At 73.1% G+C, this 16259-nt stretch carries 13 protein-coding genes and 1 pseudogene; 12 read left to right on the top strand and 2 right to left on the bottom strand.

Features of this window, described 5'->3' with window-relative positions; all coding sequences use genetic code 11:
• Positions 1-77: 77 nt before the first annotated feature.
• Positions 78-1250: pseudogene (locus AB0D85_RS50195) on the top strand (RNA-guided endonuclease TnpB family protein); the annotation flags it as partial.
• 57 nt (positions 1251-1307) lie between these two features.
• Here the strand turns inward: AB0D85_RS50195 and AB0D85_RS50190 are convergent.
• Positions 1308-2033 carry an alpha/beta fold hydrolase gene (locus AB0D85_RS50190; protein ID WP_362337676.1) on the bottom strand — a complete coding sequence of 242 codons (726 nt, stop codon included), beginning with the start codon at positions 2031-2033 and terminating at the stop codon, positions 1308-1310.
• Between the two features lie 192 nt (positions 2034-2225).
• Here AB0D85_RS50190 and AB0D85_RS50185 point away from each other — a divergent pair, with 192 nt between their 5' ends.
• From AB0D85_RS50185 to AB0D85_RS50155, 7 genes are all read left to right on the top strand, one after another.
• Positions 2226-3032: a PaaX family transcriptional regulator C-terminal domain-containing protein gene (locus AB0D85_RS50185; RefSeq protein ID WP_362337673.1), complete on the top strand. Its 807-nt coding sequence runs from the start codon at positions 2226-2228 to the stop codon at positions 3030-3032.
• 167 nt (positions 3033-3199) lie between these two features.
• Positions 3200-4285 carry a cupin domain-containing protein gene (locus AB0D85_RS50180; RefSeq protein ID WP_362337688.1) on the top strand — a complete coding sequence of 362 codons (1086 nt, stop codon included), beginning with the start codon at positions 3200-3202 and terminating at the stop codon, positions 4283-4285.
• A complete protein-coding gene (locus AB0D85_RS50175) occupies positions 4282-5163 on the top strand; it encodes a fumarylacetoacetate hydrolase family protein (protein WP_362337671.1) in 882 nt (293 codons plus the stop codon). Before AB0D85_RS50180 ends, AB0D85_RS50175 begins: the two co-directional genes overlap by 4 nt.
• Positions 5164-5165: 2 nt before the next feature.
• Positions 5166-6767 (top strand): FAD-dependent monooxygenase, encoded by a 1602-nt coding sequence (locus AB0D85_RS50170; RefSeq protein WP_362337668.1) that lies wholly within the window; start codon positions 5166-5168, stop codon positions 6765-6767.
• 296 nt (positions 6768-7063) lie between these two features.
• Positions 7064-9187, top strand: coding sequence for an acetate--CoA ligase family protein (locus AB0D85_RS50165; protein ID WP_362337666.1), 2124 nt, complete (start codon positions 7064-7066; stop codon positions 9185-9187).
• Entirely contained in the window at positions 9187-10863 is a 1677-nt protein-coding gene (locus AB0D85_RS50160) for an AMP-binding protein (protein WP_362337664.1), read from the top strand. Before AB0D85_RS50165 ends, AB0D85_RS50160 begins: the two co-directional genes overlap by 1 nt.
• A complete protein-coding gene (locus tag AB0D85_RS50155) occupies positions 10860-11600 on the top strand; it encodes a maleylpyruvate isomerase family mycothiol-dependent enzyme (RefSeq protein WP_362337661.1) in 741 nt (246 codons plus the stop codon). The genes AB0D85_RS50160 and AB0D85_RS50155 overlap by 4 nt, the downstream gene beginning before the upstream one ends.
• A 144-nt stretch (positions 11601-11744) precedes the next feature.
• Here the strand turns inward: AB0D85_RS50155 and AB0D85_RS50150 are convergent, their stop codons facing one another.
• A complete protein-coding gene (locus AB0D85_RS50150; protein WP_362337658.1) occupies positions 11745-12554 on the bottom strand; it encodes an IclR family transcriptional regulator in 810 nt (269 codons plus the stop codon).
• Positions 12555-12703: 149 nt separating this feature from the next.
• On the opposite strand from AB0D85_RS50150, the gene AB0D85_RS50145 reads away from it, so the two are divergent.
• From AB0D85_RS50145 to AB0D85_RS50130, 4 genes are all read left to right on the top strand, one after another.
• A complete protein-coding gene (locus AB0D85_RS50145; protein ID WP_362337656.1) occupies positions 12704-13165 on the top strand; it encodes a hypothetical protein in 462 nt (153 codons plus the stop codon).
• A gap of 188 nt (positions 13166-13353) precedes the next feature.
• The gene (locus AB0D85_RS50140) at positions 13354-14802 is read left to right on the top strand and encodes an amino acid permease (protein ID WP_362337653.1); all 1449 of its coding nucleotides are present in this window, start codon (positions 13354-13356) and stop codon (positions 14800-14802) included.
• Entirely contained in the window at positions 14799-15479 is a 681-nt protein-coding gene (locus AB0D85_RS50135; protein ID WP_362337650.1) for an HAD hydrolase-like protein, read from the top strand. The genes AB0D85_RS50140 and AB0D85_RS50135 overlap by 4 nt, the downstream gene beginning before the upstream one ends.
• Positions 15476-16258 carry a cyclase family protein gene (locus AB0D85_RS50130; RefSeq protein ID WP_362337647.1) on the top strand — a complete coding sequence of 261 codons (783 nt, stop codon included), beginning with the start codon at positions 15476-15478 and terminating at the stop codon, positions 16256-16258. The genes AB0D85_RS50135 and AB0D85_RS50130 overlap by 4 nt, the downstream gene beginning before the upstream one ends.
• The last annotated feature ends 1 nt before the right edge of the window (position 16259 follow it).

The following is a 16259-nucleotide window of genomic DNA, read 5'->3' as shown; positions in this document are numbered from 1 at the left end:
ATGGGCTCTGCTTGAGCCGTATGCCGCGACGAGTGGCACGTACGGTTCTGAGGGGGCCGGGGCGCAGCGATGCGCTCCGGCTACCCGACAACGACTGCGTGCGCGCCCGTGAGGACGCCCGGAAGGCGGGCGATGCCTTCCCGAAGGCCGGCGAGCTGTCGAAGAAGCTGATCACGCAGGCGAAACAGACCGTGGAGCGGTCCTGGCTGGGTGAGGTCTCTTCGGTCGTCCTCCAGCAGTCCCTGCGTGACGCCGAGACCGCCTACAAGAACTTCTTCGCTTCCCTCAAGGGCACCCGTAAAGGTCCGAAACTGGGTGCACCCCGGTTCAAGTCCCGCAAGGATGCCCGGCAGTCGATCCGGTTCACCGCCAACGCCCGCTGGAAGATCACCGACCGCGGACGGCTGGACCTGCCGAAGATCGGGGCGGTGAAGGTGAAATGGTCCCGCACGTTGCCCGCCACCCCCACCTCCGTCACGGTCATCAAGGACAGCGCGGGCAGGTTCTTCGCTTCGTTCGTCATCGACACCGACCCCGCCGAAGACGCGAGCCGTATGCCCGCCACCGACCAGAGCATCGGCATCGACCTCGGCCTTACCCTCCCCCAGACTCCGTCCGGGGGGACCCCCATCGCCGTCCTGTCCACCGGCGAGAAGATCGACTCCCCGCGGTTCCTGCGCCGGGCGGAGAAGAAGTTGAAGAAGGCCCAGCGGGAGTTGTCCCGCAAACAGAAAGGATCGAAGAACCGTGAGAAGGCCCGCCTGAAGGCCGCCCGCGCCCATGCCAAGGTCACCGACGCCCGCAAAGAGTTCCACCACCAGCTCTCCACCCGCCTGATTTCCGAGAACCAAGGGATCGCCGTGGAAGACCTGTCGGTGACGGGGCTGGCGCGTACCCGGCTGGCCAAGTCCGTCCACGACGCGGGCTGGACGGCGTTCATCGGCATGCTGGAATACAAAGCGCAGCGGTACGGACGCACCTTGATCAAGATCGGCCGGTACGAGCCGACGAGTCAGATCTGCTCCACCTGCGGGGTCAAGGACGGTCCCAAACCCCTGCACATCCGGGAATGGACCTGTGCCGCCTGCGGCACGGTCCATGACCGGGACCACAACGCCGCACTCAACGTCAAGACGGCCGCCGGACTGGCGGTATCGGCCTGCGGAGCGCCGGTAAGACCAGAACCCGTTCTGGCACAGCGCGAAGAAACAGGAAGCCATGGATTCTCCACCGGAAACCGTGCCGCGTAGCGGCACAGCAACCAGTCGGGAAGGCCAGAATCCTCGCCCTTCAGGGCGAGGAGCATGTCAAGCCTTGAGCAGCGCGGCCGTCAGTTCGTCGGGGCGGGTGAACTGGGCCTCGTGGGTGCCGGCGTACTCGATGACCGGTGTGTCGGGGCCGAGGCGTCGGGGGAAGCGGGGGGTCCAGCCGTACTCGCCCGGCGGCAGGGCCAGGTCCTCGGTGCCCACCACGTAGGAGGCGGGGACGCCGATCGCGGCCGGGTCCACCGGGGTGACGGTCTCGGTGAAGTAGCGCAGGGGCTGCGGCACCAGCAGAGCGTGGACGAGGCGCTGGGCGCTCTCGTCGCCGTCCTGCATGAACGCGGCCGTGAACACCTCGTAGGGGAAGACGATGCTGTCGTTGCCGGACGCGGCGGCGAGCTGCCGGAACATCTCCGCGTAGTGCGGCGGGACCTCGTCCATCAGGGACCGTCCCTCCGCCGGGACGAACGCGCTCCAGTAGACGAGTGTGCGCAGCCGCGGCGCGAGGCGCGGGGCCGCCGCGGTGAGCGGGTAGCCGCCCCAGCTGTGCCCGACCAGGGTGACGTCCCGCAGGTCGTGCCGCTCGACGAGGTCGACGACGAAGTCGCCGACGTCCGCCAGGGCGTACTTCCGTGGATCGTCGCCGTCGGCGAGGCCCGGCAGGTCCGGTGCCAGGACGCGGTGACCGGCGGCGCGCAGCCGCTCGGCGACCGGACGCCAGGTCCAGCCGCTGTGGCAGGCGCCGGATATGAGGACGAAAGTCTCTGCCATGGCGTCTCCTTCGACGCGAGGTGGTGACGAGAGGCGGTGACGAGAGGCGGTGACAAGAAGGTGGTGCGCGCGAAGGGTGTCGGCTTGACGACGGCCGTCGCACGTATGAAATATCGGTCGTTCGTGAGACGATCGTCAAGTGGTTGACACATATAGGGGTAGGGCGACCCGCAGGGGTCCCGGGAGGTGCTGGTGAAACCACGGTCACTGGTCTTCGACCTGTTCGGCGACTACCTGCGCTACCGCGGCGGCGAGGCCCGGCTGCGCGGCCTGGTCGCGCTGATGGACTGCTTCGGCGTACCGGAGAGCACCGTGCGGGTGGTCGCCGCCCGGATGCGCAAGGAGGGCTGGCTGGACGCCCGCCGCGAGGGCCGGGAGACCGTCTACGCCCTCACCGACGCGTCCTGGAAGCTGCTGGACGAGGGCCGGGAGCGGATCTTCGGGCGCGCCCCCGGACCATGGGACGGCCAGTGGCACATGGTCATCTACTCGGTTCCCGAGGCCGACCGGGCGCTGCGCGAGCAACTCCGCAAGAAGCTGTCCTGGCTGGGCTTCGGTCTGCTGTCGGCGTCGGTGTGGGTCAGCCCGCACGACCGTATCGCCGAGGTCAGGGAGAGTTTCGCCGACCAGCCCTCGGTACGCATCGACGTACTGCACGCCCGCTCCGAGGGGGCCGCGGCCGACCGGGACATGGCGGCCCGGTCCTGGGACCTGACCGCCCTGGACAAGGAGTACGGCGAACTGCTCGACCGCTACCGGCCCCGCCTCGCCCGCTATCGCGCGGGTGAGCTGCGGGGCCGCGAGGCGCTGGTCGAGCGCATGCGCCTGATCCACGACTACCGCCTGATCCCCTTCCGGGACCCGGACCTGCCGCCCGAACTGCTGCCCGAGGGCTGGGCCGGCCGCCGGGCCCACGAGGTGTTCCTGGAGGCCCACGGCCTGCTGCGGGCGGAGGCGGAGGGGCACGTCGACGAGGTGATGGCCCAGGCCGGGGGCTGACCGGACCCCCGAGCCGGAGGGCGACCCGGGCTCGGGCCGACCTGGGCGGGGGCCGGTCGGGGTCAGGGAGATGTGCAAAGAAAAAGCGTTTCAGAATCTATACGACCGTTGTCGCAATGTCGTACGTTGAACTCAGGTCATCCCGAAGGAGTGAGTTCGCCGTGCCGATCACCGACGAACGTGCCGCGCTGGAGAGGCTGTACGCCGATTTCGAGGCCGCGCACCTGACACCGCTGTGGACCCAGCGCGAGGGCCTGATGACGCAGGTGCCGCAGCCGGACGCCGTACCCGCCCTGTGGCGCTGGTCGGTGCTGCACCCGCTCGCCGCGCGCAGCGGCGACCTCGTCCCCGTGGGCCGCGGCGGCGAGCGCCGCGCCATCGCGCTGGCCAATCCGGGCCTGCCCGGCACCGCCTACGCCACCCCCACCCTGTGGGCCGCGATCCAGTACCTCGGCCCCGGCGAGGAGGCCCCCGCCCACCGGCACACCCAGACCGCGTTCCGCTTCGTGGTGGAGGGCGAGGGCGTGTGGACCAACGTGGCGGGCGACCCGGTCGCGATGCGCCGCGGCGACCTGCTGCTCACCCCGGGCATGCACTTCCACGAGCACCACAACACCACCGACCGGCCGATGGCCTGGATCGACGGCCTGGACATCCCCCTGGTACGGCAACTCGACGCCGGATTCTTCGAGTTCGGCCCGGACCGGCTCGCCACCCGCGCGACCCCCGCCGCCTCCCGCAACGAGCGGCTGTGGGGCCACCCCGGGCTGCGCCCGGTCGGCGCCCCCGCCACCCCCGCCTCCCCGCTCATGGCGTACCGCTGGGAGCACACCGACGCCGCCCTCACCGCCCAGCTGGAGCTGGAGGACGAGGGCCACCCGGGCGTGCTGGGGCCGGGCCACGCGGTCGTACGGTTCACCGACCCGGCCACCGCCCGGGACGCCCTGTCCACCATCCGCACCGAGATGCACCGCCTGCGCCCCGGTGCCCGCACCGCCACCACCCGCACGGTCGGCTCCGCCGTCTGGCAGGTCTTCGACGGCACCGGCACGGTCCAGGTCGGCGGCGAGCGGTACGAGGTGGCGAAGGGCGACCTGTTCGCCGTCCCCTCCTGGGCCCCGCTGACCATCACCGCCGACTCCGGCACCGGCGATGGCATCGGCACGGGACTGGACGCCTTCCGTTTCTCCGACGACCCCGTCTACGAGGCCCTTGGACTGGCCCGCACGCACCGAGAGGAGCCTTCCGCATGAGGCTCGCCACCATCCGTACGGCCGAGGGGACGCGGGCCGTCCGTGTCGACGACTCCGCCGCCGTCGAACTCGGCTTCCCCGACCTGGGCGCCCTCCTGGCCCGTCCCGACTGGCGGACCGTGGCGCGGACCGCCGACGGCCCGCGCCACGAACTCGCCGGACTGGACTACGCACCCCCCGTGCCGTCCCCCGAGAAGATCGTGTGCGTCGGCCTCAACTACCGCAACCACATCCTGGAGATGGGCCGCGAGCTGCCCGAACACCCGGCGCTCTTCGCCAAGTTCGCCCGCGCGCAGGTCGGCGCGTACGACCCGGTGGTGCTGCCCGCGGGATCGTCGGCGGTCGACTGGGAGGCCGAACTCGGCGTGGTCATCGGCGCCGAGGTGCGCCACGCGAGCCCCGCGGAAGCCCGTTCGGCGATCGCCGGGTACACCGTGGTCAACGACGTCACCGCCCGCGACTTCCAGTACCGCTCCCCGCAGTGGCTGCAGGGCAAGACCTTCGAGGCGAGCACTCCGGTGGGGCCGTGGCTGGTCGTCAGCGACGAAGACCGGCCGCTGTCAGGGGAGTTGACGTGCACCGTCGACGGCGAGCTGATGCAGAAGGCCGACACCGGCGACCTGGTCTTCGACCCGGCGGCCCTGGTGGCCTACATCTCGGGGATCATCACCCTCGCCCCCGGCGACCTGATCGCCACCGGCACCCCCGGCGGTGTCGGCCACGCCCGCAAGCCCCCGCGCTATCTGACGGAGGGCAGCGAGCTGGTGACCCGGATCGAGGGCATCGGCGAGTGCCGCAACACCCTGGTTCGCGAGAGTTCGGTTCGTGAGAGCCCGGTTCGCGAGAGCCGGTTCCGCGACACCCCGGCGAGGGGCTGACCATGCGTATCGCTGTCGTCGGCGGCGGCCCCGGCGGGCTGTTCTTCGCCACCCTGATCCGGCGGGCCGATCCGTCGGCAGAGGTGACGGTATTTGAACGCAACCGTGCCGACGACGCGTTCGGGTTCGGCGTCGTCTTCTCCGACCGCACCCTCGCCGGCATCCACGAGGCCGACCCCGTGCTCCGTGAGGCGCTCGACGCGCACGGCCGGCACTGGGACGAGATCGAGGTACGGCTCAAGGGCGAGCGGATCCGCTGCGGCGGCAACGGCATGGCCGCGATCGTACGCCGTACGCTGCTCGGACTGCTCCAGGAGCGGGCGCGTGCCACGGGCGCGGACCTGAGGTTCGAGACGCAGGTGGACCTGGACGACCTGGCCGGGTACGACCTCGTGGTCGCCGCCGACGGCACCGGGTCCCGTATCCGTACCGCCCTGGAGGACCGGCTGGAGCCGTCCGTTCAGACGGCGACCGCCAAGTTCATCTGGTTCGGCACGGACTACATGTTCGACGGCCTGACCTTCGCCCACGAACGCGGCCCGCACGGTGTCTTCGCCGTACACGGCTACCCCATCGGGCCGGACCTGAGCACGTTCATCGTCGAGACCGACGAGGCGACGTGGCGGGCCGCCGGACTGGACGCCTTCGACGTCACCCGGCCGCCGGGCCCGAGCGACCTGGCCAGCAAGGCGTACCTGGAGGACCTGTTCGCCGACCAGATCGACGGACACCGGCTCCTGGTCAACAACTCCCGCTGGGGGAACTTCCGGACCCGCCGGACGGGGCAGTGGTACGTCACACGTCCCCGGCCCGTCGTCCTGCTCGGCGACTCCGCGCACACCGCGCACTTCTCGGTCGGCTCCGGCACCAAGATGGCCATGGAGGACGCGATCGCCCTCGCCGGGGCCCTCACCAAGCACGCCGACGACCTCCCGGCCGCGCTCGCCGCCTACGAGAGTGCCGCCCGCCCCTCGGTCGAGGCGATCCAGAACGCGGCCCGGCCGAGTCTGGGCTGGTGGGAACAGTTCGGCGCGTACCACGACGCCTTCGAGCCCTGGCAGTTCGCCTACCACTTCCTCTCCCGCAGCATCACCGACGCCCGCCTGGCCCGCCGCGCACCGGACTTCGTACGGGCGACCCACGACCAGTGGCAGGCCCGGCACGGGGCCGAGCCCCTGGACACCCCGCTCGACCTAGGCGTACGACAGCTGCCCAGCCGGGTCGTGCTGGTCGGCCCCGACGCGACGGCGGCGGTGGGCGGCACCGGCGACCCACTCCCCCTGCACACGTCCGCCCCGACCCCTCACGCACAGCCCTGGGGTGCGCTGATCACGGCACCGGACGACGAGACCGGCCTCGCCGCCGCGTACACGCGCCTCGCCGGCCTCGCGGCCGCCGGCCCGCTGCTCGTCGCCGTGCGCGGCGGTACGGCGTACACCCGCGCCCTGCTCACCGAGCGGACCCGCCTGCACCACACCCTGCCCGCGCTCCTGGTCGACGACCACCTGGACCGCGACCGCGCGATCACGGCCGTCCTGTCGGGCCGGACCGACCTGGTCGGCGCCGACGCGGACACCGTTTCGGCATGGGAGACGACGGCATGACCGACACGACGAGCGCGTCGCGACCGACCGGCACGACGACCCCGGCGGGTCCGACCGGTGTGACGAACCCGGCGGATCCGACCGATGTGGCAAGCCCCGCGGATCCAACCGGCACAACCACAGCCGGACCGACCGGCGCGACAAGCCCGGCCCGACCGCCCGGTGTAGCGCGCCCGGCGGATCCGACCGGCACAACGACCCCGGACCGACCGGCCGACACCACAAGCCCGGCCCGACCGACCGGCACGACGGCCCCAGCCGGGCTGGACGCCCTCTTCGCCCCGCGTGGCGTCGCCGTGGTCGGTGCGTCCCGGGACCCCGGCAAGCTGGGGGCGGCACTGGCGCGGTCGGTGGCCGCCTTCCCCGGGTACGTGGCGCTGGTCAACGCGCGGGACCCCGATCCGGCCTCCGGCGTCTACGCCTCGGCCGCCGAGGCCGCCTCGCACGGCCCGGTCGACCTCGCGCTGATCTGCGTCCCGGCCCCGGTCTGCGCCGACGCGCTCGCCGAGGCCGCCGAGGCCGGGGCCCGGGCCGCCGTGGTCTACGGGGGCGGCTTCGCCGAGGCCGGGCCGGAAGGCGAGCGGTACCAGCGCGAGCTGGCCGACGTGGTCGCCCGTACCGGCATCCGGCTGCTCGGCCCGAACACCTCCGGTTTCCTCGCACCCGGCCGGTGCCTCACCGCGAGCTTCGTGCCCGGAGCGGCCGACGTACCGTCCGGCCGGATCGCCGTCGTCGCGGCCAGCGGCGGTGTCAACCACGCGCTGGCGTTCCTGCTCGCCGAGGCCGGGCACGGGGTGAGCCTCGCCGTGGGGCTGGGCAACGGCGCGGACGTCACCGCCGAGGACGTCCTCGGCCACCTGGCGCGGGACCCGCACACCACCGCCGTCGCCCTGCACATCGAGTCCGTGGCCGACGGCCGGCGCCTCACCGCCGCGGTCGCCCGCCTGACCCGCACCCGCCCGGTCGTCGCCCTGGTCGTCGGCCGCCACGACATCGGCGCCTTCGCCGCCTCCCACACCGGTGCCCTCGCCACCTCCTGGCGCACCACCCGCGCCGCCCTCGCCCAGGCCGGCGCCGTCCTGGTGGACGACGAACGCGAACTGGTCGACGCCGTCGGCGCGCTGTCCCTCGTACGACTGCCCGCCTCCGCCGCCCCGGGCGTGGGCGTGGTCACCGCGCAGGCCGGACCGGGACTGCTGCTCCTGGACGACCTGCGGGGCCGCGGCGCCGCCGTCCCCGAACTCGCCGAGGACACCCGGCGCGCGCTCGCCAAGGTGCTGCCACCGCTGACGTACCAGGCCAACCCGGTGGACACCGGCCGCCCCGGCCCCGGCTTCGCCGCCGTCCTCGACGCGGTCGCCGCCGACCCGGCGGTGGACCTGATCGCCGGGTACGCGCTGCACGAGCCGGGCGCCTTCGACCTGGTCGCGGCCGTGGACGCGGCCGTGTCCGGGAACGGCGTGCCGATGCTGCTCGGCGTCGGCGGCGCGGGCGGGGACGTACGGCGGGTCCGCCGCGCCCTGCTCGAACGGGGCGTTCCGGCGGCCGGTGACCCGCACGGACTCGCCGCGATGACCGGCGCGCTACTGGCCGACGCCCGCGCGCGGAGCCGTACGGCGGCCGCAGCGGTCCCCGTGTCTCGCCCATCCGTGGTCACGGGCCCCGGGCCGTGGGACGAGGACCAGGCGAAGGAGCTGCTCGGGCGGCTGGGCGTGGCCACCATGCCCCGCCGCGCCTGCGCCGACCGTACGGCGGCCCACCGGGCGCTGGCCGAACTGCCCGGACCGGTGGCGGTCAAACTGCTGGACGCGGGCGTGCTGCACAAGACCGAGATCGGCGGGGTCCGGCTCGGCGTGCGCACGCCCCAGGAGCTGGACGCGGCCCTCGACGCGATCGAGGAGGCGGCCGCCCGCGTCACCGCAGCGGCCACCGAAGCAGCAGCCGGGGCCGCCACCCGGTTCCTGGTCGAGTCGATGGCCCCGCCCGGTGTCGACCTCGTGGTCGGCGCCCGCCGCGACCCGGTGTTCGGCCCCGTCGTCCTGGTGGGCCTCGGTGGCACCACCGCCGAGGCGCTCGCCGACGTCGCTCTCCGGCTCGCGCCGCTCAGCCTCGACGACGCCGCGGACATGCCGACCGAGCTGGCCGGACACGCCCTCCTCGACGGCTGGCGCGGCGGCCCCGTACTCGACCCCGCCGCCCTCGGCCGGGTCACGGTGGCCCTCGGCGGCCTGCTCGCCGACCACCCCGGACTCGCCGAGATCGAAATCAACCCGCTGCGGCTGACCGCACACGGCCTCGTGGCGCTGGATGCTGTGTGTATCGCCGCAGAAGCCGTAGAGGCCGTAGAGGCCGTAGATGACACCGAAGTCGCTGAAACCGCTGACGCCGCTGAAGCCGTCGCAAGAGAAGGTGGTGTCTGATGGCCGCACCCATCAGTGAGGGCACGGTCCCCTGGCCGGAGGCCGACGCCGACCGCTACCGGGCCGCCGGGCACTGGTCGGGCCGCCCGCTCGGCGAGCTGCTGCGCGAGGCCGCCGACCGTACCCCCGATGTGACCGCGCTGGTCGACGGCCGGGTACGGCTGACGTACGCCGAACTCGCCGACCGCGCCGACGCGTTGGCGGCGCGGTTGCTGGACCTCGGGCTGGCCGCGGGCGACCGGATCGTGGTCCAGCTGGCCAACGGCTGGGAGTTCACCGTCCTGACCTGGGCCTGTCTGCGGGCGGGCATCGTGCCGGTGATGGCCCTGCCCGCCCACCGCCGCCTCGAACTGGCCTACCTCGCCGCGCACTCCGAGGCCACCGCCATCGCCGTACCGGACAGCCTGCGCGGCTTCGACCACCAGGCGCTCGCGCACGAACTGGGCAAGGAGGCCGAGGGCGCGTGGCACGTCCTGGTGGCCGGGGCGGACGTCGCCCCGGGCAGCCTGGACCTGCGCGTCCTGTGCGCCCCCGCGGCGGACCCGGCGGCGGGCCGGGCGAACCGGGCCCGGCTGGACGCCGCCGCCCCCGCCGGCGGTGACGTCGCGGTGTTCCTGCTGTCCGGCGGGACCACCGGCCTGCCGAAACTGATCGCGCGCACGCATGACGACTACGCGTACAACGCCCGCGCGAGCGCCGAGGTCAGCGCCGTCGACGCGAGCACCGTCTACCTGGTGAGCCTCCCCGCCGGCCACAACTTCCCGCTGGGCTGCCCCGGCATCCTCGGCACCCTGCTCGCGGGCGGCACGGTCGTCATGCTGCCCTCCCCCGAGCCGGCCCGGGTCTTCGCGACCGTCGCCGCGGAGGGAGTGACCCACACGGCGGTCGTCCCGGCGGTCGCGGGCCGCTGGCTGGAGCACGCCGAGCGGCACGGGCCGGACGCGCTCGCGTCGCTCCGGGTCCTCCAGGTCGGCGGCTCCCGCCTGGCCGACGAACTCGCCCGCCGGGTCGGCCCGTTGCTCGGCGTCACCCTCCAGCAGGTGTTCGGCATGGCGGAGGGCCTGCTGAACTTCACCCGCCTCGACGACCCCGAGGACGTCATCTGCACCACCCAGGGCCGGCCCATGTGCCCGGACGACGAGGTACGGCTGGTCGACGAACTGGACCGGGACGTCCCGGAGGGCGAGCCCGGCTCGCTGCTCACCCGCGGCCCGTACACGCCCCGGGGCTACTACCGCGCGGCCGAGCACAACAAGCGGGCGTTCACGGAGGACGGCTGGTACCGCAGCGGCGACATCTGCCGGCGCACGCCCGAGGGCAACCTGGTCGTCGAGGGCCGGGACAAGGACATGATCAACCGGGGCGGCGAGAAGGTCTCCGCGGAGGAGGTGGAGAACCTCGTCTACGAGCTGACCGACGTCAGCCAGACGGCGGCGGTGGCGGCGCCCGACGCCGTCCTCGGTGAGCGGGTCTGCCTCTATGTCGTCCCCAGACCGGACCACGAGGCCCCGACCCTGGACACGATCCGGGCCGCCATGGAGGAGGCCGGGGTGGCGCGCTTCAAGCTGCCCGAACACCTCGTGGTGGTCGAGGAGTTGCCGGCCACCAAGGTCGGCAAGATCGACAAGAAGGCGCTGCGGGCCGACCTCGCGGCCCGCCTGGGGCGTACGTCATGACCGCGCGCGACCGGCACGACCTCGCCGCGACCCTGCCCTGGCTGCGCGAGGGCACGGCCGTACTGCTCGCCGCCGCGGACCGCCTCGCCGACGACGGCCTGCGCGTCCCGAGCACCCTCCCCGGCTGGACCAGGGCCCACGTCCTCGGCCATGTCGCCCGCAACGCGGAGGCCCTCACCCGCCTCGCGACCTGGGCCCGCACCGGCATCCCGACCCCGATGTACGCCGACCGGGAGCAGCGCGCGCGGGAGATCGAGTCCTCGGCGACACTCCCGCCCGAGGTCCTGCGTCGGGAGCTGAGGTCCACGGCCGCGGACCTGGACGACAGCCTGTCCGCCCTGTCCGCCCTGTCCGCCCTCTCGGAACGGGACGAGGAAGTCTGGCAGGCCACGGTGCGCAGCGCTCTCGGCCGGGACATTCCGGCGGCCGAGATCCCGTGGCTGCGGGTCCGGGAGGTGTGGCTGCACGCGGTCGACCTCGCGGCCGGCCCGGCCTTCGCGGACCTGCCCGCCGACCTCGTCGACACCCTCCTCGACGACGTCACCGGCACCCTCTCCACCCGGCCGGGCTGCCCACCCGTCCGGCTGGCGCCGACCGACCGCGAGACCACGTGGCGCCTCGGCCCCACCACGGCCGGGACACCGACCACGGCAGAGGCCCCGGCCGCGGAACTCCTGGCCTGGGCGACCGGCCGGGCAACCGGCCCCGTACCGACACTCCTGCCGCCCTGGCTGTGACGCCGGAAGCCCCGGGTTGCCGGGGCCCGGCCGGACTCGGACGGACGGCCGCTCCAGGGAGCCTTCGCCCGTGCGCAGCCCCCTGCCGACGAACCCGTGCGCAGGCCCCTGCCGTTGACGCAGGCGTGCCGCTCCCCGCCCCGTTCAGGCCCCGCGCAGGGCCGTCTCCAGGCGGCTGCCCCAGCGCAGGGCGGCGTCCACGCATTCCCGGGTCCGGGGTTCCAGACGCCGTCGCGGTCCGACGACCTGCACGGCGGCGACGACCTCACCGGTGAAGTCGCGGACCGGTACGGCGACCGAGTAGAGGCCGGGCTCGGCCTCCTCGTCGACGACGGAGTAGCCGCGCCGCCGGGTCAGCTCCAGCCGGCGCAGGAAGTCGGCGAGGCCGGTAGGGGTGTTGGGGCCGTGGCGCACGAACTCGGTGCGGGCGAAGACCGCGGCCACCTCGTCGTCGTCGGCGTCGCTCAGCAGCGCCTGACCGCAGTCGCTGCAGTAGGCCGGGTAGGGGCGGCCGATCCAGGAGCCGAGCTGGCGGCTTCCCGGCGGTACCCGTTCGGCGATGGTCACGGTGCTGTCGCCGACCAGGACGCCCAGGTAACAGCTCTCGCCGGTCTCGGCGGCCATGCCCTCCAACGCCGTGAGTCCGTCGGTGCGGAGCCGGTGCCCGGTGAGGTCGCGAGCCGCGGAGTAGAGCCGCCAGTGCGGGGTGACACCGCCCGAGGCGTCGTCGCGGACGACGAACTCCTCCGCGGCCATGGCGGTGATCATGCGGGACAGCTGGCTGCGGTCGCGGCCCATCTGCCGGGCCAGCTCCGAGACCGACACGCCGGAGCCGTGCCCCCGGCCGCCGGCCGTGCCGCGGGCGAGCGCCGACAGCGCGTCCAGGCCCTTCGTCACGCTCGAGTCCACGCGCTCCTCCTCCGTGCCGACACCCGCGTCCGCCCGGGTCGCCATGGGCCGCCGTCCCCGTGACCTGCCGGTGCGGACTCTAACGTCACTCCGGAACGATCAGGAAATGTGCAGCATCTGCATCTTGCCGTGCATTTAATGCACGCCTAACATCCTCGTACCAGCCGCCGCCGAACGCCGAGGGATGAGGACGCATGGCCACGACCACGATCACGCCGGAGACCGCCGCACAGGACCGGAAGCCCGTACGGCGCCGTACGGTCCGCGCGATCAAGGTGCACTGGCCGGTCCCGGCGGCGACCCTGGCCGCGTGCGCGGCGGGCGACCTGGACGTACTGCGCTCCGACGAGTCCTTCGCCCCGCTGCTGCGGGTCCTGGAGACCTCACCCGAACTCGGGGACTTCGGCGTCTACGGCGATGTGTTCGAGGTGGCCCTCGGCGTGGAGAGCTTCACCGTACGGACCGGCGCCCGGCCCACCCTCGGCTCGGTGGGCGGACGCTTCCTCTCCTCGACGCTCACGGTGACCACGTACGTCGAAGCCACAGTCGGCGACGACGAACTCGCCCTGCTCCTCGCCCGCCTCACCGACGTCCACCCCTGGGAGGTCCCGGTGATCGAACTCTCCGCCCCCATGGACCTCGTCACCCGGGCCTGACCCCCCTCCAGCTGCTCCCCGAGCCCGTCGCCCGCACCGGACGACCGCTCCTGCCCGTGCGCGGCCACCCCTCGCGCACCCCGCACCCCTCACCCCCGAAAGTGGCCCGACCCCACCGCCATGCCCTGCCGATCACCCCCCACGCCCCGTCCTCCCCGCCCCGCCCCGCTCCCGCAGAGGAGACCGCCGTGTCCGTCTCAGCCGTACCGGAGAACCCTCCGACCGCCACCGGCCCCGCTCCGCAGCCGCCCTCCGAAGGCCTGCGCCGCACCATGCGCTCCCGCCATCTCGTCATGATCGCGATGGGCGGTGTCATCGGCTCCGGGCTCTTCCTCAGCACCGGATACACCGTCTCCCAGGCCGGTCCCCTCGGTGCCGTCCTCGCCTACCTGGTCGGCGCGTTCGTCGTCTGGCTGGTGATGGCCTGCCTCGGTGAACTCGCCGTCATCTACCCCGTCTCGGGCGCCTTCCACGTCTACGCCTCCCGCTCGATGGGCCCCGCCACCGGCTTCGCCACCGCCTGGCTGTACTGGCTGACCTGGGCCGTCGCCCTCGGCTCCGAGTTCACCGCGTGCGGACTGCTGATGCAGCGCTGGTTCCCCGGGATCAGCGTCTGGGTCTGGTGCGTGATCTTCGCGGCCGTCGTCTTCGGCGTGAACGCCTTCTCCGCCCGCGTCTTCGGCGAGACCGAGTACTGGTTCTCGCTGGTCAAGGTGATCGCCGTGGTCACCCTCATCATCCTCGGCGGCGCCGCCCTGCTCGGCTTCCACCCGCTGGCCTCCGGCGGCTCGCACCCGTTCCTCCTGCAGAACTTCGAAACCTCCCACGGCCTCTTCCCGAACGGCTTCTCCGGCGTTCTGGTCACCGTGCTCGCCGCGTTCTACGCCTTCTCCGGGTCCGAGCTGATCGGCGTCGCCGCCGGCGAGACCGAGAACCCGGCCGAGGCGGTGCCCAAGGCGCTGCGCGTCACCGTCGTACGCCTGCTGGTCTTCTTCGTCGGCGCGATCACGGTGATCGCCGCGACCATTCCGTACGACAAGGTCGGCCTGGACGAGAGCCCGTTCGTCACCGTCTTCTCGTCCCTCGGCATCCCCTACGCCGCCGACGCCATGAACTTCGTGATCATCACCGCGCTGCTGTCGGCCGGCAACAGCGGCCTGTACTCCTGCGCCCGCATGCTGTTCTCCCTCGCGGAGGAGAAGCAGGCCCCGCAGGCGCTGCGCCGGCTCAGCCGCCGCGGCATCCCGCTGACCGCGCTGGCGCTCAGCATGCTCGGCGGCCTCGCCTCCCTGGTGAGCAGCGTCGCGGCACCCGAGACCGTCTACCTGGTGCTGGTGTCGATCGCCGGGTTCGCCGCCGTCGGCGTCTGGATGTCCATCGTCGCCGCGCAGTTCTTCCACCGCCGGGCCTTCGTCCGCGACGGCGGCGACCCGCGCACCCTGGCCTACCGCACGCCGTTCTACCCGGTCGTCCCCGTCCTCGCCTTCGTCCTGTGCCTCGCCTCGCTCATCGGCATCGCCCTGGACCCGGCGCAGGCCACGGCCCTGTACTTCGGCGTCCCGTTCGTGGCGGGCTGCTACCTCTACCACTGGCTGCGCCACGGCCGCCGCCGCACCGCCGCCGGGGCGGCCGCGTGAAGCCGCCCACCTGCGTCCTGCTCGACCTCGACGGCACCCTGGTGGACTCCGCCCCCGGCGTGACCGCCAGCGCCGCCGAGGCCCTGCGGGCGGTCGGCGCCCCGGTCCCCGACGCGCCCACCCTGCGCACCTTCGTCGGCCCGCCGATGTACGACACCTTCCGCGACGTCGTCGGCCTCCCCGAGCCCGCCGCGCGGGCCGCCCTCGCCGCCTACCGCGCGTCCTACGCCCGCACCGGCGCGTCCGCCGCCACCGTCTACGACGGGATACCCGAACTCCTCGACACCCTGGCCGCGCGCGGGCTCCCGCTGGGCATCGCCACCTCCAAGGTGCAGGACCAGGCCGAGCTGATGGCCCGCCGCTTCGGCCTCGACTCCCGCCTCAGCACCGTCTGCGGGGTGTCCGACGAAGCGGGCCGTACGACGAAACGGCTGGTGATCCGGGAGTGCGTCGCCCGGCTGCGGGCGGCCGGCGCAAACGTCAGCCGCCCGCTGATGGTCGGCGACCGCGCCTACGACATCGAGAGCGCCGCCGCCGAAGGGATCCCCGCCGTCCATGTGCGGTGGGGGTACGGAGCTCCCGAGGAGTCGGCGGGCGCCCTCGCGTACGTCACCGAACCGGCCGAACTCGCCGAGCTGTTGAAGAACACCGTCGAAACAGAGGACCAGCACGCATGACATCGCACACCACCGTGACCGACGGCACCCCCGAACCGCCCCTCTGGGCCCTGCACCGGGAACTGATCGGCAAGACGGTGCGCACCGACCTCACGCACGCCTTCCACCCCGGCCAGCCGCACTTCCCGGCCTTCCCGGACGAGAAGCGCGAGATGCCCTTCGACATGTCCCGCGGCGACGGCTTCAACGTGCACCTGTACACGATCGTCGGGCAGTGGGGCACCCACGTCGACCCGCCCGTGCACTTCGTCGACGGCGCCCGGACCCTGGACGAGATACCCGTCGACGAGATGATCCTGCCGCTCGTCGTCCTCGACATCACCGAGCGCGTCGACGCCGACCCGGACGCCGTACCGACGACGGCCGACGTGGCGGCCTGGGAGGCGCGCAACGGCCGTGTCCCGGAAGGGGCGTTCGTCGCGCTGCGCACCGGCTGGGGCCGCCGCTGGCCCGACCCGGCCGCCATGGCCAACAAGGACGCGGCGGGGGTGAGCCACTACCCGGGCTGGTCCGCCGAGGTGCTGACCTACCTCTTCGAGGAGGCCGGCGTCACCGCGATCGGGCACGAGCAGACCGACACCGACCCCGGACTGGCCACGTCCGCAGGGGACTTCAGCCTGGAGAGCTACGTCCTGGAACGGGACCGCTGGCAGATCGAGCTGATGGCCAACCTCGACCGGGTACCGGAGGCGGGCGCCCTGATCGTCGCCACCTGGCCCAAGCCGCAGGGCGGTTCGGGCTTCCCGGCCCGCGTCTTCGCCCTGCACCAGGCGGACTGAA

It is taken from the genome of Streptomyces sp. NPDC048277, assembly GCF_040652235.1.
Taxonomy (GTDB): Bacteria; Actinomycetota; Actinomycetes; order Streptomycetales; family Streptomycetaceae; genus Streptomyces.
Note: the sequence above shows the minus strand (reverse complement) of the source record. Positions and strands in the feature narration are given on the sequence as shown.

What these genes read in the sequence shown, in the direction of transcription:
- AB0D85_RS50160 (WP_362337664.1), top strand. Translation starts at nt 9,187, where the DNA reads ATGGCCGCACCCATCAGTGAGGGCACGGTCCCCTGGCCGGAGGCCGAC.
- AB0D85_RS50175 (WP_362337671.1), top strand. Translation starts at nt 4,282, where the DNA reads ATGAGGCTCGCCACCATCCGTACGGCCGAGGGGACGCGGGCCGTCCGT.
- AB0D85_RS50155 (WP_362337661.1), top strand. Translation starts at nt 10,860, where the DNA reads ATGACCGCGCGCGACCGGCACGACCTCGCCGCGACCCTGCCCTGGCTG.
- AB0D85_RS50170 (WP_362337668.1), top strand. Translation starts at nt 5,166, where the DNA reads ATGCGTATCGCTGTCGTCGGCGGCGGCCCCGGCGGGCTGTTCTTCGCC.
- AB0D85_RS50150 (WP_362337658.1), bottom strand. Translation starts at nt 12,554, where the DNA reads ATGGCGACCCGGGCGGACGCGGGTGTCGGCACGGAGGAGGAGCGCGTG.
- AB0D85_RS50130 (WP_362337647.1), top strand. Translation starts at nt 15,476, where the DNA reads ATGACATCGCACACCACCGTGACCGACGGCACCCCCGAACCGCCCCTC.
- AB0D85_RS50190 (WP_362337676.1), bottom strand. Translation starts at nt 2,033, where the DNA reads ATGGCAGAGACTTTCGTCCTCATATCCGGCGCCTGCCACAGCGGCTGG.
- AB0D85_RS50145 (WP_362337656.1), top strand. Translation starts at nt 12,704, where the DNA reads ATGGCCACGACCACGATCACGCCGGAGACCGCCGCACAGGACCGGAAG.